The 25,026-nt window shown below is 69.1% G+C and carries 22 protein-coding genes and 1 pseudogene; 14 read left to right on the top strand and 9 right to left on the bottom strand.

From position 1 onward, the window contains the following. Window positions 1–18 precede the first annotated feature (18 nt). Both D7X32_RS29985 and D7X32_RS29980 read left to right on the top strand, forming a co-directional pair. Window positions 19–1,563 (top strand): TolC family protein, encoded by a 1,545-nt coding sequence (locus D7X32_RS29985; RefSeq protein ID WP_244239257.1) that lies wholly within the window; start codon window positions 19–21, stop codon window positions 1,561–1,563. A gap of 66 nt (window positions 1,564–1,629) precedes the next feature. After that, window positions 1,630–2,265, top strand: a complete 636-nt coding sequence (locus tag D7X32_RS29980; protein WP_120605988.1) for an MlaC/ttg2D family ABC transporter substrate-binding protein — start codon at window positions 1,630–1,632, stop codon at window positions 2,263–2,265. Window positions 2,266–2,341: 76 nt separating this feature from the next. Here the strand turns inward: D7X32_RS29980 and D7X32_RS29975 are convergent, their stop codons facing one another. Together D7X32_RS29975 and D7X32_RS29970 are read right to left on the bottom strand one after the other, a co-directional pair. Then, window positions 2,342–3,475, bottom strand: a complete 1,134-nt coding sequence (locus tag D7X32_RS29975) for a GNAT family N-acetyltransferase (protein ID WP_438358989.1) — start codon at window positions 3,473–3,475, stop codon at window positions 2,342–2,344. A gap of 60 nt (window positions 3,476–3,535) precedes the next feature. Next, on the bottom strand, window positions 3,536–5,092 hold the full coding sequence (locus D7X32_RS29970) for an aminotransferase class I/II-fold pyridoxal phosphate-dependent enzyme (RefSeq protein ID WP_120605986.1): 1,557 nt from the start codon (window positions 5,090–5,092) through the stop codon (window positions 3,536–3,538). Between the two features lie 433 nt (window positions 5,093–5,525). Here D7X32_RS29970 and D7X32_RS29965 point away from each other — a divergent pair, with 433 nt between their 5' ends. The 5 genes from D7X32_RS29965 to D7X32_RS29945 all read left to right on the top strand — a co-directional run bounded on the left by D7X32_RS29965 (window position 5,526) and on the right by D7X32_RS29945 (window position 11,973). Next, window positions 5,526–8,000, top strand: coding sequence for an efflux RND transporter permease subunit (locus D7X32_RS29965; protein WP_120605985.1), 2,475 nt, complete (start codon window positions 5,526–5,528; stop codon window positions 7,998–8,000). Continuing rightward, window positions 7,997–8,977 (top strand): phosphatase PAP2 family protein, encoded by a 981-nt coding sequence (locus tag D7X32_RS29960; protein WP_244239256.1) that lies wholly within the window; start codon window positions 7,997–7,999, stop codon window positions 8,975–8,977. Before D7X32_RS29965 ends, D7X32_RS29960 begins: the two co-directional genes overlap by 4 nt. A gap of 62 nt (window positions 8,978–9,039) precedes the next feature. Next, window positions 9,040–10,239, top strand: coding sequence for an aminotransferase class I/II-fold pyridoxal phosphate-dependent enzyme (locus tag D7X32_RS29955; protein ID WP_120605984.1), 1,200 nt, complete (start codon window positions 9,040–9,042; stop codon window positions 10,237–10,239). 20 nt (window positions 10,240–10,259) lie between these two features. Continuing rightward, on the top strand, window positions 10,260–10,979 hold the full coding sequence (locus tag D7X32_RS29950) for a methyltransferase domain-containing protein (RefSeq protein ID WP_120605983.1): 720 nt from the start codon (window positions 10,260–10,262) through the stop codon (window positions 10,977–10,979). A 19-nt stretch (window positions 10,980–10,998) separates the two neighbouring features. Then, window positions 10,999–11,973 carry a hydroxymethylglutaryl-CoA lyase gene (locus tag D7X32_RS29945; protein ID WP_120605982.1) on the top strand — a complete coding sequence of 325 codons (975 nt, stop codon included), beginning with the start codon at window positions 10,999–11,001 and terminating at the stop codon, window positions 11,971–11,973. 83 nt (window positions 11,974–12,056) lie between these two features. On the opposite strand, the gene D7X32_RS29940 is transcribed toward D7X32_RS29945, so the two are convergent. After that, window positions 12,057–12,710, bottom strand: coding sequence for an SDR family oxidoreductase (locus D7X32_RS29940; RefSeq protein ID WP_120605981.1), 654 nt, complete (start codon window positions 12,708–12,710; stop codon window positions 12,057–12,059). A gap of 101 nt (window positions 12,711–12,811) precedes the next feature. Between D7X32_RS29940 and D7X32_RS29935 the strand changes: the two genes are divergently transcribed. Next, window positions 12,812–13,723 carry a LysR family transcriptional regulator gene (locus D7X32_RS29935; RefSeq protein ID WP_120605980.1) on the top strand — a complete coding sequence of 304 codons (912 nt, stop codon included), beginning with the start codon at window positions 12,812–12,814 and terminating at the stop codon, window positions 13,721–13,723. Between the two features lie 7 nt (window positions 13,724–13,730). Here the strand turns inward: D7X32_RS29935 and D7X32_RS29930 are convergent, their stop codons facing one another. The 4 genes from D7X32_RS29930 to D7X32_RS29915 all read right to left on the bottom strand — a co-directional run bounded on the left by D7X32_RS29930 (window position 13,731) and on the right by D7X32_RS29915 (window position 16,678). Continuing rightward, on the bottom strand, window positions 13,731–14,864 hold the full coding sequence (locus D7X32_RS29930; protein ID WP_120605979.1) for a Gfo/Idh/MocA family protein: 1,134 nt from the start codon (window positions 14,862–14,864) through the stop codon (window positions 13,731–13,733). Window positions 14,865–14,891: 27 nt separating this feature from the next. Continuing rightward, on the bottom strand, window positions 14,892–15,713 hold the full coding sequence (locus D7X32_RS29925; protein WP_439329028.1) for an NADPH-dependent F420 reductase: 822 nt from the start codon (window positions 15,711–15,713) through the stop codon (window positions 14,892–14,894). 87 nt (window positions 15,714–15,800) lie between these two features. Beyond that, the gene (locus D7X32_RS29920; RefSeq protein ID WP_120605977.1) at window positions 15,801–16,094 is read right to left on the bottom strand and encodes an aldo/keto reductase; all 294 of its coding nucleotides are present in this window, start codon (window positions 16,092–16,094) and stop codon (window positions 15,801–15,803) included. Beyond that, window positions 16,091–16,678 (bottom strand): SDR family oxidoreductase, encoded by a 588-nt coding sequence (locus D7X32_RS29915; RefSeq protein WP_208752582.1) that lies wholly within the window; start codon window positions 16,676–16,678, stop codon window positions 16,091–16,093. The genes D7X32_RS29920 and D7X32_RS29915 overlap by 4 nt, the downstream gene beginning before the upstream one ends. Between D7X32_RS29915 and D7X32_RS29910 the strand changes: the two are divergent. Next, window positions 16,659–17,048 (top strand): annotated as a pseudogene (locus D7X32_RS29910) (LysR family transcriptional regulator); the annotation flags it as partial. The gene D7X32_RS29915 and the pseudogene D7X32_RS29910 overlap by 20 nt on opposite strands. A gap of 13 nt (window positions 17,049–17,061) precedes the next feature. Here D7X32_RS29910 and D7X32_RS29905 read toward each other — a convergent pair. Beyond that, window positions 17,062–19,041 carry a TIM44-like domain-containing protein gene (locus D7X32_RS29905; RefSeq protein WP_120605976.1) on the bottom strand — a complete coding sequence of 660 codons (1,980 nt, stop codon included), beginning with the start codon at window positions 19,039–19,041 and terminating at the stop codon, window positions 17,062–17,064. Between the two features lie 104 nt (window positions 19,042–19,145). Between D7X32_RS29905 and D7X32_RS29900 the strand changes: the two genes are divergently transcribed. Beyond that, the gene (locus tag D7X32_RS29900; protein ID WP_120605975.1) at window positions 19,146–19,922 is read left to right on the top strand and encodes an enoyl-CoA hydratase-related protein; all 777 of its coding nucleotides are present in this window, start codon (window positions 19,146–19,148) and stop codon (window positions 19,920–19,922) included. A gap of 114 nt (window positions 19,923–20,036) precedes the next feature. On the opposite strand, the gene D7X32_RS29895 is transcribed toward D7X32_RS29900, so the two are convergent. Then, entirely contained in the window at window positions 20,037–20,417 is a 381-nt protein-coding gene (locus D7X32_RS29895; RefSeq protein ID WP_120605974.1) for a YtxH domain-containing protein, read from the bottom strand. Between the two features lie 216 nt (window positions 20,418–20,633). Between D7X32_RS29895 and D7X32_RS29890 the strand changes: the two genes are divergently transcribed. The 4 genes from D7X32_RS29890 to rnc are packed head-to-tail and all read left to right on the top strand — an operon-like array spanning window position 20,634 to window position 25,003. Beyond that, a complete protein-coding gene (locus tag D7X32_RS29890) occupies window positions 20,634–22,163 on the top strand; it encodes an acyl-CoA carboxylase subunit beta (protein WP_120605973.1) in 1,530 nt (509 codons plus the stop codon). Between the two features lie 43 nt (window positions 22,164–22,206). Continuing rightward, window positions 22,207–23,352, top strand: coding sequence for an acyl-CoA dehydrogenase family protein (locus tag D7X32_RS29885; RefSeq protein ID WP_120605972.1), 1,146 nt, complete (start codon window positions 22,207–22,209; stop codon window positions 23,350–23,352). Beyond that, entirely contained in the window at window positions 23,352–24,215 is an 864-nt protein-coding gene (locus D7X32_RS29880; protein WP_171448452.1) for a hypothetical protein, read from the top strand. Before D7X32_RS29885 ends, D7X32_RS29880 begins: the two co-directional genes overlap by 1 nt. A gap of 14 nt (window positions 24,216–24,229) precedes the next feature. Beyond that, window positions 24,230–25,003, top strand: a complete 774-nt coding sequence (rnc, locus tag D7X32_RS29875; protein ID WP_171448455.1) for a ribonuclease III — start codon at window positions 24,230–24,232, stop codon at window positions 25,001–25,003. The last annotated feature ends 23 nt before the right edge of the window (window positions 25,004–25,026 follow it).

Genomic DNA, 25,026 nt, shown 5'->3' with positions numbered 1-25,026 from the left:
ACCGGCCCCCGTACGCCCCTGCCGTTGGGCCCCGCCACGGTGAACCCCGGACAGGCCGCGGAGCCGGGCAATGCCGCCCAGCGCGCCACCACGGGCACGCCCAAGCCAGCCTCCGCCACCCCGGATGCCCAGGACCTGGGCACGTCACCCATCGCCCCCGGCTCGGGCGACGGCGCGCGGGGCGACCTCACGCCCGGCATTCCCAGGGGCGCTCCGGAGGAGGCCCCGGCGCCAGGAGGGGCCACCCGGAAGGCGAAGGGGCCCATCACCCTGGCGGAGCTGGTGACGCGGGCGCGCACGCAGGACGCGCGCGTGGCGGAGGCCACCGCGGAGCTGCGCAAGTTCCAGGCGCTCTATGATCAGGCGCGCTGGGCGTGGTTCCCCAAGTTCGAGATCACCCTGGGCGCGGGCGGCCCCATCCCCGAGGCGCGCAACAACGGCCTGGGCGGCCCGCCCACCACGGAGGCGTCGCTGGAGGGCGACTGGAACTTCGGCAAGGTGGGCGTGACGGTGTTCTCCACCGCCAACGCGGTGCTGCCGCTCTACACCTTCGGCAAGCTCACCGCGCTGGAGAAGGCGGGCGCGCAGGGGCCCATCGTGGGCGCGGCGCTGCGCGAGCGCGTGCGCGCGGAAGCGGGCTTCCAGGCCGCGCAGGCGTACTACGGCTACCAGCTGGCGCGGGCGGGCCTGAAGCAGCTGGAGGACGTGTCCAAGCGCCTCAAGGACGCGGGCGACAAGATCGACGCGCTCCTCAAGGAGGACTCGGATCAGGTGTCCAAGACGGACACGTACAAGCTGGGGTACTTCCGTCAGCTGGTGGAGGCGCAGCGCGCCACCGCCGTGCAGGGCGAGCAGTTCGCGCTCACCGCCATCCGGCTGCTGGCCAGCGCGGGCCCGGACGAGCAGGTGGAGGTGGTGACGGAGGACCTGCCGCTCCAGGGCGACGTGAACATGCCCGACCTGGACACGTCGCTGAAGCAGGCCAACGAGCGCCGTCCGGAGCTGAAGGCCATCGCGGCGGGCATCATCGCGCGCGAGCAGGAGGTCCTCATCCGCGAGCGCAGCTACTACCCGGACCTGGGGCTCGCGGGCTTCTATGACCTGCGCTGGACGAGCAGCGCCACGCGCCAGCGCAGCCCCTTCGCGTACGACGCCTACAACGACCGCACCGCGGGCGTGGGCCTCGTGGTGCGCGGCACCTTCGACATCCCCATCAAGGACGCGCAGCTGGAGCAGGCCCGCGCGGAGCTGGACAAGATGCACGCGCAGGAGCTGACGCTCAAGGCCGGCATCCAGCTGGAGGTGACGCAGGTGCAGAGCCAGCTCGCCGCGGCCTACGCGCGGGCGAAGTCCTTCACGGAGGCGGAGAAGAACGCGAAGCGCTGGGCCACCGCCGCCTACGCCGCCTTCGACCTGGGCACCGGTGACACCCGCGAGCTGGTGGACGCCTTCACCGCGCTGGCCCAGGCCTCCGCGGAGCGGGGCAAGAGCTGGCACGACGTGCGCGTGGGCCTGGCCTCACTGGCGCGCGTCACGGGTGCCGTCCCGGGCGGGGATGAATAACCCTTTCAGGCTTCCAGTCTTCACAGGTGTCGTCTCACCTGACCTTCAACCCGGAGCTTCATCAAAATGATTGCTTCCCTGCTTGCCGCCACGTTGCTCGCCGCCGCTCCCGTGAGCCCGCTCAACGTGGTGAAGAACGGCAACGCCGCCGTCCAGAAGGCGGCCAATGCCCCCGGCGCCACCGTGCAGTCCCTGGCGACCGTCGTGGAGTCCTTCGTGGACTTCGAGGAGCTCGCCAAGCGCGCCCTGGGCGAGAAGGCCTGGACGGGCCTCACCGCCGCCCAGCGCAAGGAGTTCACCGACACCATGACGGGGCTGCTGCGCGCCTCGTACGCCCAGAAGGCCATCGGCCAGGCGAAGGCGGACGTGAAGTACGGCAAGGAGAGCGTGCAGGGGACCGAGGCCACGGTCGACACCCAGCTCACCGTGAAGACGGACCAGGTGCCCGTCGACTACAAGCTCTACAAGGCGTCCGCCAAGGCTGACTGGCGCATCTACGACGTCGTCACGGACGAGGTCTCCCTCGTGGACACGTACAGCGGCCAGTTCAAGAAGATCCTCTCCACCAAGGGCTTTGACGGCCTGCTGACGACGCTCAAGTCCAAGCGCGCCCAGCTGGAGAAGGAGAACGCCAACACCAGCGCGGCCTCCGTGAACGAGTCCGCCGCCGGTTCCACGGGCGCCGCGCCGCAGGTGAAGTAGGGCAGGGCGCCTTCAAGCTTCGCGTCGTTCCCTTCCGCCCGGGTGCCACAGCGCCCGGGCGGAAGTGTTTCAGGCCTCAGGCAGGCCGCTGGAACACGCGGTACGTCTTGGAGCGCTGGCCGCCCATGGACTCGATGGCGCGGTTGACCAGGTGGTTGTCCTCCAGCGTCCACGAAATCTCGCCGCCCGTGTACCCCAGCTCCTTCGCGGTGCGCAGGGTGTCCAGGTAGAGGATGGCGTCCAGGCCGCGGCGCCGGTAGCCCTCCTTGATGCCCAGCGTGAGCAGGCGCAGCCGCTTGAGCTTCCGCGACGCCAGCACCAGCTTCAGCAGGCCCATGGGCAGGCCGAAGGTGGTGAGCCGCCCGTTGGCCGCCTTGAACGCCGGGTTGGCGTCCGGCAGCGTCATGGAGAAGGCGACGGGTTCCCCCTTCACCTCCGCGATGAGCACCAGCTCCGGGCGCACGATGGCCTTCATCTCCTTGGCCATGTGGTCGAACTCGCGGTCCGTGAAGGGGATGAAGCCCCAGTTCTTCTCCCAGGCCGCGTTGTAGATCTCCTTGATGCGGGCGACCTCGGCGGGGAAGTCCTTGAGGTTCACCGCGCGCACGGTGACGCCCTCGCGCTTGCGGATCTTCTCCGCGATGCGCGCCACCTTCTCCGGCGGCGGCGTGGACGACGACAGCTCCCACGCCCACAGGTCCTTCGCCTTGGTGAAGCCGCACGCCTCCAGCAGGCCCGCGTAGTACGCCGGGTTGAAGGGCATCATCAGCGCGGGAGGGCTCTCATACCCCTCCACGAGCAGGCCCCAGTCCTGGTTGGAGGAGAAGTTGGCCGGCCCCAGCACGGTGTCGATGCCGCGCGCCTTCAGCCATGCGCTGGCCGCGTCCAGCAGGGCCCGCGCCACGCCCGCGTCGTTCACGCACTCGAAGAGGCCGAAGAAGCCCTCCTTGGTGCCATGGAACTCCATGTGGCGCGGGTTCTTGATGGCCGCCACCCGGCCCACCACGTCCTGCCCGCGGCGGGCGAGGAACAGCTCCACCTCCGCGTAGTCGAAGAAGGGGTTCTTCTTCGGGTCCAGGAAGTCGCGGCGCTCCATCTCCAGCGGCGGGACCCAGTTCGGGTCATCACGGTAGAGCGAGTACGGCAGCCGGATGAACGCCGTCCGGTCCGCCGCGCCGCGCACGGGAGTCACCTGCACGTCGGAGGGCATGGTGGGAGTCGGGGAAGAGGATGCGTCTTCGTGTTTGGCGGGGTGGGCCATGAGAGGAGCTCAGTTCCTTTCGGCCTGGTTTCCGCCGTCGGAACCGTCGCTGCCATTGCGCATGAAGAGCTGGGCGCCCTTCTCCAGGAGCACGCCACCCAGCTCGCTGCGCTTCTCCCACAGCTTCTTGGGCGCGCCGCCCAGCCGCCGCAGATCCTCCGGCTGCAGGTTCGCCGCGCGCCAGGTGAGCTGCTCCACCGCGTCGAAGAACTTCCCGGCCATCTCCCGCGACGACATCCGCGACAGCTGATCCAGGGAGAAGCCCTTGTCCGCGAGCAGGCCCGCGCTGCCCGCCGCCCACGTCTCGCTCGCCTTGTTGCTGCGCACCGCGCTGCCCGGCCGGGCGATCTTCACCGGCTCGTACACCGTGGGGCGCGTCTCCGGGATGACGTTGAGCTTGCGGCCGATCTTCTCGAAGGTGTCCAGCACCTGGTCCAGCTGCGCGTCCGTGTGCGTGGCCATGTAGCTGGTGCGGATGAGCGCGTGGCCCGCCTCCACCGCCGGCGGAATGACGGGGTTGGCGAACACGCCCGCCTCGTGCAGCGCGCGCCAGAAGCGGAAGCACTTCACCTGGTCGCCGATGTGCACCGGCACCACCGGCGTCACCGACACGCCCGTGTCGAAGCCCATGGCGCGGAAGCCGTTGTGCATCTTCTCCGCGATGTCCAGCAGGCGGGCGCGGCGCTGCGGCTCCGACTCGATGATCTCCGTCGCCTTGAGCGCCGCCGCGATGGACGCGGGCGTCATGGACGCGGAGAAGATGACCGAGCGGGCCTTGTGGCGGATGTAGTTGATGACGTCGAACGGACCCGCGAGCACGCCGCCCAGCGACGCGAAGCTCTTGGAGAACGTGCCCATCACCAGGTCCACGTCCTTCTCCAGGCCGAAGTACTCGGAGGTGCCCCGGCCCATCTCGCCCAGCACGCCCATGGCGTGGGCGTCATCCGTCATCACGCGGGCGTTGTACTGCTTGGACAGCTCCACGATGCGGGGCAGGTTGCAGACGTCGCCCTCCATGGAGAACACGCCGTCCGTGACGATGATCTTCCCGGCGCCCGGCTCCGCCGCGGCCAGCAGCTGCTCCAGGTGATCCATGTCGTTGTGGCGGAACTTGCGCTCCGTCGCGAACGACAGGCGCACGCCGTCCACCAGCGACGCGTGGTTCGCGCGGTCGCTGAACACGATGTCGTGACGGCCCAGGATGGACGCCAGCGCCAGGTTCGTCTGGAACCCGGTGGAGATGACGATGGCGGACTCGCGGTTGAGGAACTTCGCGAGCCGCGCCTCCAGCTCCTCGTGCAGCGCCAGCGTGCCGTTGAGCAGGCGGGAGCCGGAGCAGGTGGTGCCGAACTTCTCCGTCGCCTTGATGGCCGCTTCCTTCACGCGCGGATCCGCGGACAGGCCCAGGTAGTTGTTCGAGCCCACCATGATGACCCGACGTCCCTCGATCTCCACCTCCGTGGCGCCGTGCGACGCCTCGATGGCCCGGAAGTACGGGTACAAACCCGTGGCCTTGGCGATGCGGTAGTCCTTCCAGGTACGGCACTTGTCGAACACGTCGCTCATGGTGGTCTTTCTTACGCGTCGGGGGGTGTGATCCGAGCCGCTTTCCATGTGCAGGGCGCGTTCCAGGTTCGGATTGCCCGGCCGCGTGAACACCCAGGGGGACGACGACGCGTGGGGGTCAATAAAGAGGGAAAACCGCACTGTCAAGGCGGGGACGGTTCCATCGCACCCGGTGTGGGGCATCCGTGTCAGGGCGCGCCTTGACAGTGGTGCCGCATTGGTGGCACGCCGCGCTCCCGGACCTGTGTTCGCCAGTGGATGCTCCCTCACTCAGGGCACACACAGGTTCACATGGGGAATGGGTCTGGCGGGGCCATCTGTTCCGGGGGCCTGAATCATGGCCGGGTTATTGCTTCGCCGGCCAGCATCAGAGGAGCAGACGGTGTCCCAAGCGCGACGACAGCGGTGGTTTGACGGCTTCATCCAGGCAGCGATGTCGCGCCCCTGGCAGGTGCTGCTCGCTGTCGCCCTGGTGACGGCCGCCGCGGGCTTCTTCGCCTCGCGCCTGGAGTTCCGGGGCTCGTTCGTGGAGCTGCTCCCGGAGGGTGCCCCGGAGGTCCGGGATCTGACACGCGTGTCAGAGAAGGCGGGCGGGGACGGGTACCTGGTCATCATGGCCAAGGGCGCCGCCCCAGAGGCCCTCAAGGCCTACGCCACGGAGTTCCAGAAGCGCCTGGAAGCCCTGCCCACGGTCCGCTACGTCGAGCACCACTATGACGTGGCCTTCTTCCGCCGCCACGGTCTGCTTCTGCTGCCCACGGCGGAGGTCGCTTCCCTGAGGGAGGACCTGGAGGCCCGCGTCCGCTACGAGAAGGAGCGCGCGAGCCCCCTCTTCGTGGACCTGGGCGCGGACGAGGCGCCGCCCACCTTCGAGGCGATCGCGAAGAAGCACACCCCGGACACGGCGCTGCCGGAGACGCTGGCGAACAAGGAGGGCACCGAGGTCTACCTGATGATCAAGCCGTCGGGGACGGCGGGGGACCTGGACTTCGCGCGGCGCTTCGTGGCCACGGCGTTCGACACCGGCCGCAAGCTCGCGGCGGAGAAGTACCCGGGCGTGACGCTGGAGGCGACGGGCAACTTCCAGAACCGCATCGAAGAGGACGCGGTGATGCGCCGCGACCTGTCCAACGCGGGCATGCTGTCCGCGCTCATTGCCGTAGGGCTCATCCTGCTGGCCACCCGGCGCATCTCCGCGCTGGCGGTGGTGGGCGTGCCGGTGGTGGTGGGGCTGGTGCTGACGTTCGCGTTCGCGCAGGGCGCCATCGGCCACCTCAACATCGTGACGGGCTTCCTGGTCGCCATCCTCATCGGCCTGGGCATCGAGTACGGCGTCCACCTGGCCATGCGCTACTGGGAGGAGCGCGAGCACCACGGCGTGAAGGAGTCGCTGACGGCGGCGGTGCGCGGCACCTTCAGCGGAGCGCTCACGTCCGCCTTCACCAACGCGGCGGCGTTCTTCGTGCTGGTGCTGGCGCAGTTCCACGCCTTCCAGCAGTTCGGCCTGCTCGCGGGCATTGGCGTGCTGATGGCGGTGCTGTCCGCGTACGCGCTGGGCCCGTCGCTGCTCGCCATCGCGGAGCGCATCCGCCCGTATCGCCGCGACGCCGCGCCCGGTGACGCCGTCCAGGCCTCCGCGCCGGCCGTGGAGCAGGCCCCGGCTCCGGCGAAGGAGTGGCGGCGCTGGCCCACGGGCCTCATCGTCGCGGTGGCGCTGTCGGTGGTGGGCTTCGCGGCGTACTCGGTGGGCATCGCGCCCCGGCTGGGCTTCGAGACCAACCTGCGCAACCTGAAGGGCGACTCCCCGGCGTCGCGGCTGGACGACCACATCACCTCGCAGATTGGCGCGCCGCTCAACCCCGCCATCCTCTCCGTGGACACGCTGGAGCAGGTCCGCGAGGTGGAGGCCGTCATCGCCCAGGTGAAGGCGAGGAACGGCGCCAACTCCGTGTTCCTGCGCACCGCGTCGTTGAGCGACCTGGTGCCCTCGGACGTGGCGGGCCACGAGGCGGAGATGGGCCGCATCCGGGCGCTGCTGGACGGGCTGCCGAAGTCCGCCCAGGACGACGCGCGCGTGAAGGACCTGCGCGAGATGGTGGACGCGAAGCCCTACGGCCTGGACCAGCTGCCGGTGGAGGCGCGCCGCCGCTTCGAGGCGCTGGACGGCAAGGGGATGTTCCTCCTGCTGTTCCCGTCGGTGTCCAACTACGACACGCAGGATCTGAACCGCTGGGCGACGCAGCTGGATGAGGTCGTGGTCGGGGCGAGGGCGAAGGGCGTCGACCTGGCGGTGCTGGACAGCAACCGCATCGCGGCGCGCATCTTCTCGCTGGTGCGAGGGGACGGGCCCTTCATCCTCTGGTCCGCGGCGGTGGTGGTGTTCCTGGTCATCCTGGCAAGCCTGCGCAGCTTCAAGCGCGCGCTGCTGGTGGCGGGCCCGCTGTTCCTGGGCATGACGTGCCTGGCGGGCGGCATGTACCTCTTCGACGTCCAGCTCAACTTCATCAACGCGGTGGTGCTGCCCAACCTCCTGGCCATCGCGGTGGACAACTCGGTGCACCTGTTCCACCGGTACGAGGAGGAGGGCCCCGGTTCGCTGGGCCGGGTGGTGCGCAACACCGGTTTCGCGGCGGTGGTGGCGACCCTGTCCAACGCGGCGGGCTACGGAGCGCTCCTCGTGGCGAACCACCAGGGCTTGCGCAGCATCGGTCAGATTGCCCTACTGGGGGTCGTGAGCACCTTCCTGGGGACGACGGTGTTCTTTCCGGCCATGCTGGCGTTGTTGGAGCGGTGGAAGGGACGGCGGTCCACGGTGGCGCCTCAGGCGGGCGCGGTGGTGCGGAGCCTCAATCTCGGGGGCGCCGGCGAGTTGCCGGTCGAGTCGCCGGGGGAGCGCAAATCGGCGTGAGCATCTGGTCATTCAGCGAAGGCCGTGTGCGGCCCGTCGTGATGTCGTCGGAGGAAGCGCTCGTGCGCTTCCGGCAGGTGGACCTCGTCCTGATGGCGGCCTGCTCGGTGGCCGCCCTGGTGTGCGTGGGCCCGGCCCGCTGGGCGCCGAACTCAGGGCGCAGTGCGCTCCTGTTCCTCCTCTTCGCGCTGGGCCTGCCGGCCATGCGCATGCTGGAGGCGCGCTTTCCGCGCCAGCCGCTCATCGCCATCGTGGCGGACTTCTGGCTTCTGCCGGTGTCGGCGCTGGCCCACGGGTGGCTGGGTCCCATCGTGGACTGGATGAACCCGCTGATCAAGGACGCGCAGCTCATCGCCGTGGACCAGAAGCTGTTCGGCTTCCAGACGGCGGTGGCACTGGCGCACGTGATTCCGCCCTGGGCCAACGACGTGCTGATGCTCTGCTACTACGGGCACTTCATGTGGCCGCTGCTGCTGGGCATCTACCTGTACGCCCGGGGCAGGGGGCCCACGCCCGGCTTCGACGAGTACCTGCTGGGGCTGGGCCTGCTGCTGGGCTTCAACTACGCGGCGTACTCGCTGGTGCCCGCGGTGGGGCCCCGGTACTTCCTCATCGGCGCGTTCGACGGGCCGGCCACCCAGGGGTGGATCCTCACGCCGCTCTTGGAGTCCATGATGCGCACGCCGGTGTACACCCGGGACTGCTTCCCGTCCGGGCACACCGGGGTGATGCTGGTGGTGCTCATCTACGCGTTCCGGTTCGCCCGGCGCTTCTTCTGGGTGATGCTCTTCCCGGGCATGGGGCTCATCTTCGCGACGCTGGCGGGGCGGTTCCACTACGCCATCGACCTCATCTGCGCGGTCCCCCTGGTGCTGGTGGTGACGGGGCTGGCGCTGGCCCTGTCCCGGGCCGAGAGGCAGCGCGCGGTGGAACAGGGCGCGCGTTCCGAGCCCGTGGACGCTATCGTCCGGCCCTGAACCGCCAGCCGGTCGCCCCGGGGTTCGGGGTGGACGTGCGCTGGCCTCCAGAGGCCTGAACCATGTCCCCCCGGCCCGTGCACGCGCAGCGCGTCTCCCGCTTCGGCACCACCGTCTTCTCCGAGTTCAGCGCGCTGGCGCTGAAGCACCAGGCCGTGAACCTGGGGCAGGGCTTCCCGGACTTCGACGGGCCGGATGCCATCAAGGAAGCCGCGTGGAAGGCCATCCAGGGCGGCGTCAACCAGTACGCCCCCGGCGTGGGCGCCCGCGATCTGCGTGTCGCGATCGCGGAGCACGCGCAGCGCTTCTACGGCCATACCGTGGACCCGGACACCATGGTCACCGTGACGAGCGGCGCCACGGAGGCCATCCTCGACGTCATCCTGGGCCTGGTGGATCCCGGCGACGAGGTGGTGGCCTTCGAGCCGTTCTACGACTCGTACGACGCCAACATCGCCTTCGTGGGCGCCACGCCGCGCTACGTGCCGCTGCGGCCGCCGGACGCCGGGCACGCCACCTGGTGGTTCGACCGGGAGGAAGTCCGGGCCGCGTTCAGCCCGCGCACGCGGCTGTTGATCCTCAACTCGCCGCACAACCCCACGGGCAAGGTGTTCACCCGCGAGGAGCTGGAGTTCCTGGGCAACCTCTGCGCCGAGCACGACGTGAAGGTGCTGGCGGATGAAGTCTACGAGCACATCGTCTTCGCCCCCTCGCGCCACATCCGCGCCGCCACGGTGCCGGTGCTCGCGGACCGCACGGTGACGGTGAGCAGCGCGGGCAAGTCCTTCAGCCTCACGGGGTGGAAGATCGGCTGGATCATCGCGCCGCCGCCGCTGCGGGACGCGGTGCAGCGCGCGCACCAGTTCGTCACCTTCGCCACCGCGTCGCCGTTCCAGGCCGCCATGGCCGTGGCCCTGCGGCTGCCGGACAGCTACTTCCAGGAGCTGACGGCGCTCTACACCGCCAAGCGCGAACGGCTGCTCACGGGCCTGCGCGAGGCGGGGCTCCAGGCGTTCTCGCCGGAGGGCAGCTACTTCATCCTCGCGGACATCACCGGCTACGGCTTCGCGGACGACGTGGCCTTCTGCCGGCACCTGGTGACGGAGGTGGGCGTGGCGGGCATCCCGCCCAGCGTCTTCTACGGTCCGGAGCACCGGCACCTGGGGCAGCGCTTCGCGCGCTTCGCCTTCTGCAAGACGGAGGGGGTGCTGGACGAAGCCGTGCGCCGCCTGCGTGAGAAGCTGCCTGCCCTCAAGCGCTGACGCCCCGGGCGAGCACGGCCGTGGGTGACTTCTTCGGGGAGCTGTACCTGCGCAGCACGCTGCCGTACCTCTCCGAGGAGGTGACGGCCCGGGAAGGGGAGTACCTGTCCCGGGCGTTCGCGGACGTGGAGGGGCCGGTGGCGGACCTGGGCTGTGGCCACGGCCGGCACGCGGCTCGGCTCAACACGCAGGGCGCGCTCGCCGGGCGGGTGGTGGGCCTGGAGCTGGATCCGCTGTCCCTGCGCCTGCGCCGTCCCGGCTTTCCCGTGGTGCGGGGTGACCTGCGGGCGCTGCCCTTCCAGGACGCGTCCCTGGGGGGCGCATACGCCTGGTATTCGACACTCTTCGCCTTCTCCGACGCGGAGCACGTCCAGGTGCTGCGGGAGGTGGCGCGGGCGCTGCGGCCCGGCGGACGGTTGGTGTTCCAGACGGTTCCCTACGAGCGGCTGGCTGGAAGTCCGGGTGCGTCGTTCCGCGAGCGGTTACCGGATGGGAGCCTCCTGGAGGAGGAGAGCCGCTTCGACGCGACGCGTGGCCGCGATGTCGGGCAGCGTCAGCTCACCTTGCCGGACGGTCGAGTCCTGCGAGCGGCCTATGCGCTTCGTTACTATCCTCTTGCGGAACTGAAACGGCTGTTGGAAAGCACGGGCTTTTCGGTGGAGTGGGTGCACGGCGGCCTGGATTCCGGGCCGATGACACCCGAGTCGACCGACCTCATCGTGGGAGCCGGGCGCCGTTGACCGGCCCGGGACACGTCCAGTGGATCCGAAAGAGACATCGCGAACGCGGGTCGGCCTGCTGGGGCAACTGCCCCGCCGGGTCGACGTGTACGAGGTCGGCCCCCGCGACGGCCTGCAGAACGAGCTGCGCACCCTGCCCACCCGCGACAAGGCGCGCCTCATCAACGCCCTGGTCGCCGCGGGGGAGAAGCGCATCGAGGTGACGTCGTTCGTGTCACCCAAGTGGATCCCCCAGCTCGCGGACGCGGAGGAATTGCTCAAGCAGGTGGGCCGCCGCCCGGGGGTCGTCTTCTCCGCGCTGGTGCCCAACTTGAAGGGCCTGGAGCGCGCGCAGGCGGCGGGTCTGGAGGAGGCCGCGGTGTTCATCTCCGCGTCGGAGGCCCACTCCAAGAAGAACATCAACAAGACCATCGCGGAGGCCCTGGCCGGTGCGAAGGAAGTCACCGCCGCCGCCCGCAAGGCCGGCATGCGCGTGCGCGGCTACCTGTCCACCGTGTGGGGCTGCCCCTACGAGGGCCACGTCCCGGTGGAGCGCGTGGTGGACATCTGCCGGCAGCTGGTGGACGCGGGCATCTACCAGCTGAGCCTGGGCGACACGATTGGCGTGGGCACGCCCCGGCAGACGGAAGAGATCCTGACCGCGCTGCTCCAGCACATGCCGGTGGACACGCTGGCGCTGCACCTGCACGACACGCGAGGCACCGCGCTGGCCAACGCGCTGGTGGGCTTGTCCGCGGGCGTCACCACGTTCGACGCGAGCATCGGCGGGCTGGGCGGTTGTCCCTACGCGCCGGGCGCCGCGGGCAACCTGGCCTCCGAGGACGCGGTGTTCATGCTGCACGGCATGGGCGTGGACACCGGCATCGACCTGGACAAGCTGGTGGAGGCCGGGGAGATCGCCCAGGAGCTCATCGGCCGGAAGCTCGCGGGCAAGTACCTCCAGGCCGCGCTCGGCGAGCGGGACAAGAAGGCCTCCCGCCGCGCGCAGACCTGAAGGGGCCCCTCCACTGGGGGCCCCCGTGACCCGTCCCGCCCGGGCAAAGCAGCCCGCCCGTTGATCTCCAGCCGGCCCAAGGACTAGGCCGGGAACGTCATCTCGGGCGACCACGCTTCGAGTGGCGCGCTGTATAGCCTCCAGAAGGCGTCGGCGACACCACGGGCCTCGACCGAGTCCGGAGCCACGAGCGCAGCCACGTTGACCGACGCGATGTGGACCCCACGCTTTCTGAAGGTGTCGAAGAGAGCCTGCGTCATGGCCCGAAGGCCCGCCTTGCCGATGCTCAACGAAAGGTATTCGGGGCTCGGCTTGATTGCGAACATCCCTCCCGTCAGGAGGATGGTGCCGGAGCCACGCGCCAGCATGGCTTGAGACGCGCCTTTCACGGCGGCGAGTGCGGCCCCGAGGTTCACGGTCTGGTCAAGGACGAAGGTCTCAACCTCCTGGGCCTCAAGGGTTGCAGCGCGCATCGAAGCAGCGTTGAAGTGCAGCACGTCGATTGCGCCGAACTGGGCTTCGGTTTCCCTGACGAGCGCGCTCACGCTGTCGAGGTTGCCTGCATCGACGATCTTCACCTCGACGGTATGCCCTTTGGCGCGCAGCTGCTCTGCCCGGCTGGCGAGCTTGAGCCCGTCGCGCGAGGTCAGGACGATCCTGAAACCCTCTTGCGCGAAGCGCTCCGCCGTTGCCGTGCCGATGCCTGGGCCGGACCCAATGCTCAGAAACGTCTTCATGGTGATTCTCCCGACTTCGTGCTGAGCGACGAATATGTTCGTGCGCGGCGTTCGAATCGATCTCGTGTGCCGAAAGACACTCCTGCGAACGGAGCACGAATATGTATGAAGGTTTCGACGAGGTCGTGGCGTTCGCGGCTGTTGCCAACACGGGCAGCTTCAAGGCGGCCGGGGTCCAACTCGGTCGAGACGCCTCCGTGATATCGCGCAGGTTGAGCCAGCTCGAAAGTCGCCTCGGCGTACGACTGCTGGTTCGCACGACACGGAGCGTTTCCCTGACCGAGGCGGGCACCTTCTACTTTCGACGCATCCGCTCCGTGCTCGACAAGCTCGACCAGGCTACTCGGGAGGTGGGGGATTTCGCGGCGACGCCGCAAGGAGAGCTCAAGCTCTCGTTACCTGTTACCTACGGGCGCGAAGTGATCGCTCCGCTCATCCCTGACTTCTTGCTCAAGTACCCGCGCATCCACATCGACGCCCACTTCCTCGACCGCATGGTGGACATCGTGAGCGAGGGATTCGACGTGGTGATCCGGATCGGGATGGTCGGAGACAGCTCGCTGATCGCCAGGAAGCTCGGAACGTTCCGCAGCCGCCTGATCGCTTCACCGTCCTATGTCGCCAGGAAGGGGATGCCAGCCTCGCCGGATGAGCTCCTGGCCCACTCCTGCCTGGGATTCACCCACCACCCCGATTGGCCCAATTGGGTCATCGAAATGGAAGGCGAGCAGAAGACCTTGCGACCCCAGGGGCCCTTCGTCGCCAACAGCAGCGAGTCGATCATCGTCGCGGCCTTGAAGGGTGCAGGAATTGCCCTGGCTCCGGATTGGATGGTTGCCCCTCACCTGAAGGCGGGTAGCCTCGTCGAGGTTCTGCCCGGATGGCGCAGCGTGCGGGAGATCAGCGTGCACGCGGTGATGCCACCCGGTGCGTTGGTCCCCGCGAAGACCCGGGTCTTCGTCGATGAAATCGGCGAGGCCTTGCGGCCGGCAATGAGCGCAGCATCCCGGTGACGCTGGCCTACACCGTCGGCAAGGCCCGGTTCGGGGCCTGAACGCTCACCCTCTTTCCCTCGCGCGCAGCTCGCTCGACTCCATCCAGGAGGCGATGGAGCTCCACCGCGTCGTCGAAAGTGGGGGCAGTGCGGGTGCCTTGGCGCAGATCCGAGGCCAGACGCCGATAGACCCTCGCGATGTTGCCGGGGACGTTGTCCTCCAGCGCAATCCCGTCGTCAGGGACGCCAATGGGCTCGAACACCCGCGCCTCTCCTCGCCCTCCCCAAAGCTCAAGCGGGACAAGCTGGGTGTGACCTGTCGGGCCGGTCATGCGCAGGTGGCCGTCCGTTCCATGGACGTCCCAGACGAAGCCGTCGAAGCCCCGAGGTGCGCCGCCCTGATAGTGCATCGAGAGCGATGCACCGCTGGCCAGCTTCCCGGCAATCAGGATCTGGTCCGGAGCATCCATCGGGACGAACCCGCCGGTCTCGGTGGCAAGCACCCGCCGGCGGCGTGTGTCGAGCATGGCGGACAGCTCGGAGACATCCCCGAGGACATCACGCAACGCGGCGATCGTGTGCGCGAATGGGATGGTGAGCAGTGTGGCTCCATTGGCGTTCTCCAGCAGATACTGCTCGCTCTTGAGGTCGTCGACGGTGCCTCCCCAGATACGGCCCCAGCCCGTGACGCTGGTCGACAGGACCTCACCCACGAACCCCGTATCAACGAGCCTCTTCAGGTGCAGGATTGCAGGCGTGACGCGGGATTGAGTGCTCGTGAATGCTGACACCCCCCTGTCCCGGGCAAGCTGCGCCAGCACTTCGGCTTCCTCGAGCGTGCGCCCAAGCGGCCACTCACAGAAGACGTGCTTGCCACCTTCGAGTGCCGCCCGGACCACGTTGAAGTGGGTAGGCACCCGGACCGTCACCACAACCAGATCGACATCCGGCGAGGCGACCATCTCGGCGACATCGCTGAACGCCCGCGGAATTCCGCAGCTGCTCGCGGCGGCTTCCGCGCTGGCTCGGCTCGAGTTCGCCACGCCCACGATTTCGAATTCGTCGGAGAGCGCACGCAGCGCCGGCAGATGAGCGACCGCCGCCCAGTTCCGGCCTGGCTGCAGGCCCACGATGCCAACACGTACCCTATGCGCGCTCATGGCTGTTTCCCGTCGTTGCTCGATGAATCAAATCGCGGCACCAGGAAGCGGCCCGACATCGCCGAACATCCGCTCATGCCGGACAGCCCGCGCGACGAGCGTCTTGACCTGCTGGACGGACACGGGCGCTCCGGGCGCTTGAAGGAACCAGGCTCGTGCTGCTTCAGGCCTGACATCCGACGGAACCGTGCCGAGGTAGGGGAGCACGTAGACCGGGGTTGTCGGCTCGCTCCGCCAGCTGTCGGCGAGGGGGCCCAGATCCACCGCATCGTACCCGATCGCACCCAGGAACCCGGACACGGCCGCCTTCGCTTCTGCATCATCGCTAGCGATGGGTAGCGCGCTGCGATCGCTCGCGCCGACGGGACGTGCCCTGCTGCGCAGCCGAACCCAATCCATGTTGTTGAGCGCCCTGACGACACGCGAGCGCGAAAGGTGCCGCTGCACCAGCTCGCTGGTTGCGACCCGGGCGGTGTCGATCTCGGGCATGTGGCCGTCCCGCTCGGGGTAATAGTTCATCGTATCGATGACGACCTTGCCGGCGAGCGCCTCGGCCGAAAGCTTGCTGTATGCGTAAAACGGAATGCTGGCGACCACCAGTTCCGCGTCCCGTGCGGCTTCGGCAGGGGTCGCGGCCCGGGCGCGGTTGCCCAACTCGGAGATGAGAGCCGAGAGCGACTCGGGGCCCCGCGTGTTGCTGAGAATCACGTCCATTCCGGCAGCAACGGCCAGGCGTGCCACCTGGCTACTGATCGCACCGCTTCCGATAAAGCCGATGGTTTGCGTCACGTGTGCTTCTCCTGCCGGCGCGCTCTGACACCGACACGCAAGTTGTCGTCGGACAGGTATATCCAGCTGCGGGTCGCGGTGAACCCGGCAGCACCGCAGATGACTCTTGCGCTGCTTGCATCAATCCGCGTTCAAGATGGACTGCGTTCACTTCCGGGGCAGTGACGACATGCCATGCCCGCCGACGGAACTCGTGCCCAGCCGGGCCCCGACGTCGGTCGCCTGGAGGAGCTCCTCGCTCGACCGGGCGCCCTGCACCTCGTGCTTCGAGACGCTCTCGTCAATCTCCCGCATGTCGGCGGCGGTGAGCTCGACTTCGAGCGCGCCGAGATTGGCGTCAAGGTGCTCGAGCTTTGCCGTCCCCGGGATGGGCACGATCCACGGCTTCTGCACGAGCAGCCACGCGAGAGCGACCTGCGCGGGCGTGGCGCCCTTGGTCACGACCCCGACCGCACGCCGACGTCGGAGGCGAGCTGGATGCGGCCCGTACGGAGCGCCGCGATGACGCCGCCGTCCATGAGCAGGTCGCTCCCGGTGATGAAGCCCGCCTCCGGGCCCATGAGAAAGGCCGCCGCGGCCGCGACTTCGTCCGGCGTCCCCATCCGCTTGGCGGCCGACGCCTTGATGAATGTCTGGTAGACGGGCCCAACCGGGGAGTCGAGCTCGTGCTGCGCGAGCGGCGTCAGGATGACGCCCGGGCTGATGGCGTTCCCGCGTGCCCCCCGCTCACCCCAGGTCACGGCGGCGGCCTGGACGCGAAGGTGATTGGCCCGCTTGGAGAGAGCGTAGGCAGTCCCGGAGCCGGGTACGGCCTCGGGCTGCAGGTACGGGAGCGCGAGTAACCGGTCCGCGGGCGTGTACGCGAGTGCATGGTTCATCTCCGCCGGGAACTCCGGCGGCATGTGGCCGGCCATGCTCGCAATGACGAGCCCCGAGCCGCCGGGCATGATCACGCGGCCGAATTCCTCGAACACCAACGCGACGCCGTAGAGGTCGACCGCGAGGATCTTGTCGGGCGTCTCCACGGCAGCGGTCAGCCACTCGGTGCGCCAGCTCGAGAAGCAACTGCGCGTGGTGCTGCTTACCCGCACGACGCGCAGCGTGGCGCTGACAGACGCGGGACGGCGCCTGGTGGAGAGCGCGGGCCCTGGTCTGGGTCAGGCGTTTGAAGCCCTGAAGGAAGTGTCCGCCAGGCCGGGAGAGGCCGTGGGACGATTGCGGCTCTCGGTACCGGGCATCGCGGTGCCGCGGGTCCTCTCCCCGGTGCTCCCCACCTTCCACGAACGGTACCCGCGCGTGGAACTGGACATCGTCATCGAGGGGCGCCTCGTGGACATCGTGGCCGAGGGCTACGACGCCGGGGTGCCCCTGCACGAGGCGATCGAGCGCGACATGGCTGGGGCTTGCATTAGTGGTCCCCGATCAGCGCCGGAAGCCGTTCCTCCAGGCCCAGGTGCTGGGCGGCGATTTGAAGCATCCGCCGCTCCTTGCGGTCGATGCGGCCGTCCACCAGCGCCATCTCCACGATGTGGCGCAGGAACACCTCCGCCTCGGGGCTGCCCCGGGGCATGAGGCGCTCGAAGAGCTGGGGCCCCGCGTTGAGCGCCATCTCCACGTTGGGCCACGACACGCTCCAGCGCTCCGCGCACAGCTTGAGCAGGCGGCGCTCGGCGGCGGAGACCTCGCCGTCGGCGGCGGCGATGGACGCCATCATGTAGAGCAGCCGCTCGCGCTCCTTCACGTCCGTCATCACCCGATCGCCGTCGCCGCTGGAGTCGCTGGCCATGGGCGGGGGCGCGACGGTGCCGCGCTCGGCCCGGCGCGCCTGCTGGTAGCGCTCCGCCTGGGCGGACGTCCGCTTCGCGTGGTGCACGTTCCAGGACTCGAAGGGGAGGGCGGACGCGAGCACCCAGTCCCGCTCACCGTTGCCCAGCACCGTGCCGCAGAACTCGCAGGTATTGGCCGCGCTGTTGGTGGTGGGCGCGTTGCACTGCGGGCAGCGGTCCGTGGACATACCGGTGTCCGTGTTCGTCTTCGCGCCGTGGCGGCGCACCAGCGTGAAGACCCAGCGCTGCGGCACCGTGGGCAGGCTGGGCGGCTTCTCGTTCACGGGGCCCACGCCCATGCGGGCGCTCCAGCGGATTTCGACCTGGGCCTCGTCGAAGGACTCCGGGTGGACCTCCAGCGCGCGCACGTCCACCGCGCCCACCGCGCACTCCATGAAGACGCGCCGCCGGCCGCGCTTCGTCAGCTCGCCCAGCTCCGCGTCCAGCGTGGTGATGGCATTGGCGTTGGCCACCTTGGACAGGCGCTGCGTCTCGTTGCGGCTCTGCGCGTCGATCCACTTCCAGAACAGCAGCGACGCGCGGTCCTCCAGCATCTCCAGGTTGAGCGCCGGGTCGTCCGCGCGCGCCTGCATCAGGCCGTCCACCTGCTTGTGGTGGCGCACGTGCTCCACACCCTGGGTGATCTCCGCGAGCGTCCAGTCGTAGTTACCGGAGTTCACCACCGCGTTGCAGAACTCGCAGGTGTTGGCCGCGCCGCCCTTGTAGGGCGCCCCGCAGTTGGGGCACTTGCCCTGGAACAGATCCTCGCCAATGCGCGTCTGCGCGCCGGGCTTGCGCACGAAGGTCCACACCTCCGTGAACACCTCCGGGGCCACGCGGCTGGCGGCGGCCATGGCCTGCGCGTCCGTCTGGTTCGCGGACACGTCCGTGTCGCGGATGCTGGCGCGCACGCGCACGTGGATGCTGTCGTACCACTCGGTCTGATGCAGGCCGATGAGCTGCACGTCCAGCACCTTCATGTCCGCCAGCGCGTCGCGCACGCCCTGGGCCTGCATCAGCGCCAGCTGCACGTTGAAGCGCTGCCACGTCGCGTCCGACAGGAAGGGGCGCACCGGCGTCATGTCCCTCCGGAACCACGACTTCTGCAGCTCCAGGAAGAGCCAGCGCACCTTCCCCAGCGTGGGCTCCAACTCGAACGACGGGTCCTTGAGCTTCAGCGCGTTCACCCAGCCCTGCACATCGCGGCCGGACACCTCCGTGCGCACCTCCGCCTCGCGCTGATCCAACGCGCGCCGGGTGGTGGCGTCCGGGTGCAGGTTGCGCTTGTAGAGCCAGTAGAGCCCACCGCCGAGGATGAGCAGCGGGAGGGTCACCTTCGGGTACAGGAAGATGAGCCGGAGGAGGTCGAAGATCAGCCAGAGGGGCAGGCCGTCACCGCTGCCGCCGCCACCGCTGCTCCGGTCGCGTCCGGACGTGTAGTGCTCACCGCCGCCGCCGCGCGCCAGGGCCACGAGGGGGAGGGCGAGCACGAGCACGGTGAAGACGGTGAGCAGCCCGGGCAGCCACCGCCACGGGCGTTTCGTCGTTGAGCACGAAGGCATGGGCGAAATCCTATCCGTTTACGGCTTGCCAGACTGGGGAACAGGTTTCAGGCTGCGCGCCATTCACGCGGGCCGCCCGGTGCGGCCCGTCATGGGGAGCGCAGATGCCGGAGTTCAAGGTCGACGCCCGCGGGGCCATCGAGATCTGGACCATCGATGGAGAGAGCCGCCGCAACGCCATCAGCCGCGCGATGCACAAGGAGCTGGACGCGCTCGTGGCCCGCGTGTCCTCCGGCCGCGCCGTGCGCGCCGTCATCCTCACCGGCGCGGGCGACAAGGCGTTCTGCGCGGGCGCGGACCTGAAGGAGCGCACCACCATGTCGGAAGACGAGGTGCGCGCCTTCCTCAACGGCCTGCGCGTCACCCTGCGCTCCATCGAAAAGAGCGACTGCGTCTTCATCGCCGCCATCAACGGCGCGGCCTTCGGCGGCGGCACGGAGCTGGCCCTGGCGTGCGACCTGCGCGTCGCCTCGCCCGCCACGGAGATGGGCCTCACCGAGGTGAAGCTGGGCATCATCCCCGGCGGCGGCGGCACCCAGCGGCTGACGCGGCTCATTGGCCCCGGGCGCGCCAAGGACCTCATCCTCACCGCCCGGCGCGTGAACGCGGCGGAGGCCTTCAGCATCGGCCTGGTGAACCGGCTGGCCCCGGAAGGGCACCTGCTGGAGGTCGCCTTCCAGCTCGCGGAGGCCGTCGTGGAGAACGCCCCCGTGGCCGTGGCCACCGCCAAGCACGCCATCGACGAGGGCACCGGCCTGGAGCTGGACGACGCGCTGGCGCTGGAACTCAAGAAGTACGAGGAGGTGCTCAAGACGGAGGACCGGTTGGAAGGGCTCCGCGCCTTCGCGGAGAAGCGTCCCCCTGTCTATAAAGGCCGGTAGGGCCCCCGAAAGCGACAGGGGCGGCAGGCCCGCGGTTGCCCGCGGACCGTGCGGCCCCTGCCTGCTGCGCTCGATGACGAGGTGACGGGACGTGGGGTCACGTCACGCCCGGCTTCAGGCGCTGGCGGTCTTCTCGCCGCCGATGTTCACGCCCTGCTTGTTGATGTAGCCCATCGCCTTGTCCTTGACGGTGGTGCGCAGCTCCGTGCCGCGGCTCGGGGCCATCAGCAGGGCCACGATGCTGCCCGCGGCGGCGCCCAGCAGGAACGCCCCCAGGCCGCCCATGCCCGCGCGCGCCGGCTTGTACGTCGTCAATCCCACATAGCGCAGCGCGTCGTCCGGGTCGAAGTTGTCCCAGGACTTCCGGGCCACCTTGCCGGCCCTGTCCGCGTAATCCGGCAGCTGGTCGAGCAGCTGGTGCGCCAGGAACTGACGGTACAGCTTGCTCTTGGCCAAGGCCTTCGTCTGCCACTTCGCCTTCTTCGCTCTGAACATGGGTCCCTCCAGGGCCGGATGCGATTCACGGGGCGAGTGTGGCCCGCCTGGGTGCACACCCCCCGTGCGACATGAAGGTAGGCAGGGAGGCCCCCGGCGACATCCCCCGAAGCGCTCGTTCCTGGCCTCTTGCGTCGTCCGTTGGACGGCACGGCTGGCGCTTCGGCTGGCAAGAAGGCAGCCAGGCCAGGGGTTTCTTGGTATGGGACGGCGGCCATGTCCTCAGATCAGAAACTGCTCGAGAAGCTCTCCCAGGTGGAGAAGGGCGGCGCGCCCAAGTACCACGCGAAGAACGCGGAGACGGGCAAGCTCTTCGCGCGCGAGCGCATCCGGTTGCTCGTGGACGCGGACTCCTTCGTGGAGGACGGCAAGCTCGCCAACAACCTGGATCCGGAGCTGCCTTCGGACGGCGTCATCACCGGCATGGCGCGCATCGACGGGCGCACGGTGGCCATCATGGCCAACGACTCCACGGTGAAGGCGGGCAGCTGGGGCGCGCGCACGGTGGAGAAGATCCTCCGCATCCAGGAGACGGCGAAGGCGCTGCGCTGCCCGCTGCTCTATCTGGTGGACAGCGCGGGCGCGCGCATCACGGATCAGGTGGAGATGTTCCCCGGCCGCCGGGGCGCGGGCCGCATCTTCTACAACGAGGTCCACCTGTCGGGCTTCGTCCCGCAGATCTGCCTGCTCTTCGGCCCGTCCGCCGCGGGCGGCGCGTACATCCCCGCGTTCTGCGACCTGGTCATCATGGTGGAGGGCAACGCCTCCATGTACCTGGGCAGCCCGCGCATGGCGGAGATGGTCATCGGTGAGAAGGTCACGCTGGAGGAGATGGGCGGCGCGAAGATGCACTGCTCCGTGTCCGGCGTGGGCGACGTGCTGGTGAAGACGGAGCAGGACGCCATCGCCGCGGCGAAGCAGTACCTGGCCTTCTTCCCGGAGAACTTCTCCAAGGCCCCGCCGCAGGTCGAACTGAAGGCGCCCAAGCACAGCGGCAAGCGCGTGGATGAGATCGTCCCGCCGGATCAGAACAAGCCGTTCGACATGCACGCCCTCATCACGGAGCTCATCGACGAGGGCAGCTGGTTCGAGGTGAAGAAGCTCTTCGCGCAGGAGCTGATCACGGGCCTGGCGCGCATTGGCGGGCGCCCGGTGGGCATCGTGGCGAACCAGCCCAAGTACAAGGGCGGCGTGCTGTTCGTGGACAGCGCGGACAAGGCGGCCCGGTTCATCTGGCTGTGTGACGCGTTCAACATCCCGCTCCTGTACCTGGCGGACGTGCCGGGCTTCATGATCGGCACCAAGGTGGAGCGCGCGGGCATCATCCGCGCGGGCGCGAAGATGATCTCCGCGGTGTCGGAGGCCAGCGTGCCGCGCATCTGCGTGGTGGTGCGCAAGGCGTACGGCGCGGGCCTCTACGCCATGAGCGGGCCGGGCTTCGCCCCGGAGGCCACCCTGGCGCTGCCCCAGGCGATGATCGCCGTGATGGGCCCGGAGGCGGCGGTGAACGCCGTCTACTTCAACAAGATCCAGGAGCTGCCGGAGGCCGAGCGGCCAGCCTTCGTCCAGAAGCTCCGCGACGAGTACAAGCAGGACGTGGATATCTTCAAGCTGGCCAGCGAGCTCATCATCGACGCGGTGGTCCCGGGCGACTCACTGCGCGGGGAATTGATGCAGCGTTATTCGCTATATGCGGACCGGTTCCAGCCCCGTGCGGAAAAGAAGCACGGCGTCCACCCCGTCTGAAGTTCCCCACCCGTCATTCACGCTCTAGATTCCGCACCCGACCATGGACTTCGAACTTCCTGAAAGCCACCGCGCCCTCCAGGCCTCCCTCCGTGAATTCTGCGAACGCCGCGTGAAGCCGTACGCGCGCGAGTGGGACAAGGACGAGAAGTTCCCCATGGAGGTGGTGAAGGAGCTGGGCCAGCTGGGCGTGCTGGGCATGCTCGTCTCCGAGGAGTACGGCGGGGCGGCCATGGACTCGCTCGCCGTGGCGGTGGCCGTGGAGGAGATCGCCCGCTACGACGGCTCGCTCGCGCTGACGGTGGCCAGCCACAACGGCCTGGGGACCAGCCACGTGCGCGTCTTCGGCAACAAGGCGCAGCACCAGCGCTACCTGCCCAAGCTCGCCTCCGGTGAGTGGCTGGGCGCGTGGGGCCTCACCGAGCCGGGATCCGGTTCGGACGCGTCCGGCATGCGCACCACCGCCGTGAAGAAGGGCAACAAGTGGGTGCTCAACGGCGCCAAGATGTTCATCACCCAGGGCACGGTGGGTGACGTGTTCGTGGTGCTGGCGCTCACGTCGCCGGAGAAGCGCCAGAAGGGCATCACCGCCTTCGTGCTGGAGAAGGGCCTGCCCGGCTTCAGCCAGCGCTCCATCCACGGGAAGCTGGGCATGCGCTCGTCGGACACCGCGGAGCTCATCCTGGAGAACGTGGAGGTCGGTGACGACGCCATCGTGGGCGAGCTCGACCGCGGCTTCATCGACACGCTGAAGATCCTGGACAAGGGCCGCATCACCATCGGCGCGCTGTCGGTGGGCCTCTTGCGCGGGGCGCTGGAGGAGTCCGTGTCGTACTCCAAGGACCGCACCGCGTTCGGTCAGCCCATCGGTGAGTTCCAGGGCCTGCGCTGGATGATGGCGGACATGAAGACGGAGCTGGAGGCGGCGCGCCTGCTGGTGCACCGCGCGGCGCGGCTCGCGGACGCGGGGCAGCCGTACTCGGAGGAGGCCTCCATGGCGAAGCTGTTCGCGTCCGAGGCGGCCATGCGCGGCTGCAACAAGGCGGTGCAGATCCACGGCGGCTACGGCTACACGCGCGAGTTCCCCGTGGAGCGCTACCTGCGTGACGCCAAGCTCTGTGAGATTGGCGAAGGCACGAGCGAGATCCAGCGGACCATCATCGCCCGCGAGACCTTCAAAGGCGCCTGATGGATACCGCTCGGCTGCGAGAGCTGGGGCTCCAGGTCCGTGAGGAGCCGTCCGGCGTCGAAGTGGTGCTGGACCTGGAGGCCGCGTCCCTGGTGAATCCCATCACCAAGGACTTCATCACCGAGATCACCTTCCAGGTGATGGGGGACCGGCTCATCCCCATCGGGCCTCCAGCGGTGGTGGGCATGACGCCCATCCTGCTGTCCTCCATCGACGCGGCGGAGGAGATGCAGGCGCTGATCCTGGACACCTTCAGCGACCACGTCTTCCACCTGCAGCGCCGCTCGGAGGAGTTGCAGCTCCTGGGCCTGCCCGCGGACGTGGAGCCGCAGTCGCTGGAGCTGTCCACGACGGTGCAGGAGGGCGCGCTCGCGGTGAAGCTGGTGGCGGACCGCCAGGGCAATTTCCGCATCGCGCAGGCCATCCGGGGCGGGGAGGAGCTGGCCACCGCCGCGGGGCACGTCATCGAGCTGTCGGAGTTCCGCGAGAAGGGCGCGCTGACGGGCTACCTGTCCGCGCTGCTCGGCGAGCCGGTGGCCCGCGCGCCGCAGGTGGCGCCGGGCTCGGAGCCGGTGCGCTTCGTGGAGATCGTGGAGAAGTTCGGTCCGCAGGCGCTGGTGCCGCCGCGCAGCAGCCTGGAGCTGCTGGCGCAGTTGCAGGTGGAGGGCAAGGCCTACCGCTTCGCCGCCGCGCGCATCGCCGGGCGCACCTTCCGGGGCCTGCTGGCGGGCACCCAGGGCAAGGTGTGGGCGGGCCGCTTCGAACTGGATGAGTTCCCCGGTGTGGTGCGGATGGTGGCGGACCTGTTGAAGGTCGCTCCCGAGGCCGTGCGCCTCGTGGGCCCGGACGCACCCCAGGAGTGAACCGCGTGGAGAAGATGACCCTGGCCGAGCGCGTGCAGGCCCTGGAGACGCGCCTGGGTGTGCAGTTCTCCAAGCGCGACCTGGCCCTGGAAGCGCTGACGCACAAGACGTACGTCAACGAGAACCGCGACCAGAACCTCAAGGACAACCAGCGCCTGGAGTTCCTGGGCGACGCCGTGGTGGACCTGGCCGTGAGTCACCGGCTGATGGACCGCTGCCCCGGCGTCCCCGAGGGCGAGCTCACCAAGATGCGCGCCCGCATCGTCCATGAAGAGGGCCTGGCCCGTGTGGCCCGGAGCCTGCGCCTGGGCGAGCTGCTGCTGCTGGGCCGGGGCGAGTCCCAGTCCGGAGGCCGCGACAAGAACTCGCTGCTCGCGGACGCGTTGGAGGCGGTGCTGGGCGCGGTGTACCTGAGCGGCGGCCTGGATCCGGCGCTGGCGCTGGTGGACCGCTGCTTCGGGGAGCTGGTGGAGGAGGTCGCCTCCGGCGCCGGCCGCCTGGACTACAAGACGCTCCTCCAGGAGCTGGCCCACGAACGGCTCAAGCTCTCGCCGCGCTACCGGGTGGTGTCGGAGACGGGCCCGGAGCACTCCAAGGTGTTCGAGGTGGAGGTGTGCATCGGGGAGGCCGTGTACGCCCGGGCCAACGGCCGGAACAAGAAGGAGGCCGAGCAGGCAGCCGCTCGCAGCACGCTGGAGCGCCTGAAGACGGAGGAGGCTTCCGTGGCATCCCCGGCTGTCGTGGCACCCGTCCCGGGAGGTCCTTCACCGGACGACCCTCCGGCGTGAAAGCCCTTGGAGGGGGAGGGGGG

It is taken from the genome of Corallococcus carmarthensis (assembly GCF_003611695.1).
Classification (GTDB): Bacteria; Myxococcota; Myxococcia; order Myxococcales; family Myxococcaceae; genus Corallococcus; species Corallococcus carmarthensis.
The sequence above is the reverse complement of the archived record's forward strand: the minus strand, read 5'-3'. Positions and strand labels throughout refer to the sequence as shown.

Coding starts and splice junctions, on each gene's coding strand:
- D7X32_RS29940 (WP_120605981.1), bottom strand. CDS start 12,710: ATGAAGACGTTTCTGAGCATTGGGTCCGGCCCAGGCATCGGCACGGCA.
- D7X32_RS29935 (WP_120605980.1), top strand. CDS start 12,812: ATGTATGAAGGTTTCGACGAGGTCGTGGCGTTCGCGGCTGTTGCCAAC.
- D7X32_RS29880 (WP_171448452.1), top strand. CDS start 23,352: ATGGATACCGCTCGGCTGCGAGAGCTGGGGCTCCAGGTCCGTGAGGAG.
- D7X32_RS29885 (WP_120605972.1), top strand. CDS start 22,207: ATGGACTTCGAACTTCCTGAAAGCCACCGCGCCCTCCAGGCCTCCCTC.
- D7X32_RS29900 (WP_120605975.1), top strand. CDS start 19,146: ATGCCGGAGTTCAAGGTCGACGCCCGCGGGGCCATCGAGATCTGGACC.
- D7X32_RS29890 (WP_120605973.1), top strand. CDS start 20,634: ATGTCCTCAGATCAGAAACTGCTCGAGAAGCTCTCCCAGGTGGAGAAG.
- rnc (WP_171448455.1), top strand. CDS start 24,230: ATGACCCTGGCCGAGCGCGTGCAGGCCCTGGAGACGCGCCTGGGTGTG.
- D7X32_RS29965 (WP_120605985.1), top strand. CDS start 5,526: ATGTCGCGCCCCTGGCAGGTGCTGCTCGCTGTCGCCCTGGTGACGGCC.
- D7X32_RS29895 (WP_120605974.1), bottom strand. CDS start 20,417: ATGTTCAGAGCGAAGAAGGCGAAGTGGCAGACGAAGGCCTTGGCCAAG.
- D7X32_RS29980 (WP_120605988.1), top strand. CDS start 1,630: ATGATTGCTTCCCTGCTTGCCGCCACGTTGCTCGCCGCCGCTCCCGTG.
- D7X32_RS29930 (WP_120605979.1), bottom strand. CDS start 14,864: ATGAGCGCGCATAGGGTACGTGTTGGCATCGTGGGCCTGCAGCCAGGC.
- D7X32_RS29970 (WP_120605986.1), bottom strand. CDS start 5,092: ATGAGCGACGTGTTCGACAAGTGCCGTACCTGGAAGGACTACCGCATC.
- D7X32_RS29905 (WP_120605976.1), bottom strand. CDS start 19,041: ATGCCTTCGTGCTCAACGACGAAACGCCCGTGGCGGTGGCTGCCCGGG.
- D7X32_RS29955 (WP_120605984.1), top strand. CDS start 9,040: ATGTCCCCCCGGCCCGTGCACGCGCAGCGCGTCTCCCGCTTCGGCACC.
- D7X32_RS29975 (WP_438358989.1), bottom strand. CDS start 3,475: ATGCCCTCCGACGTGCAGGTGACTCCCGTGCGCGGCGCGGCGGACCGG.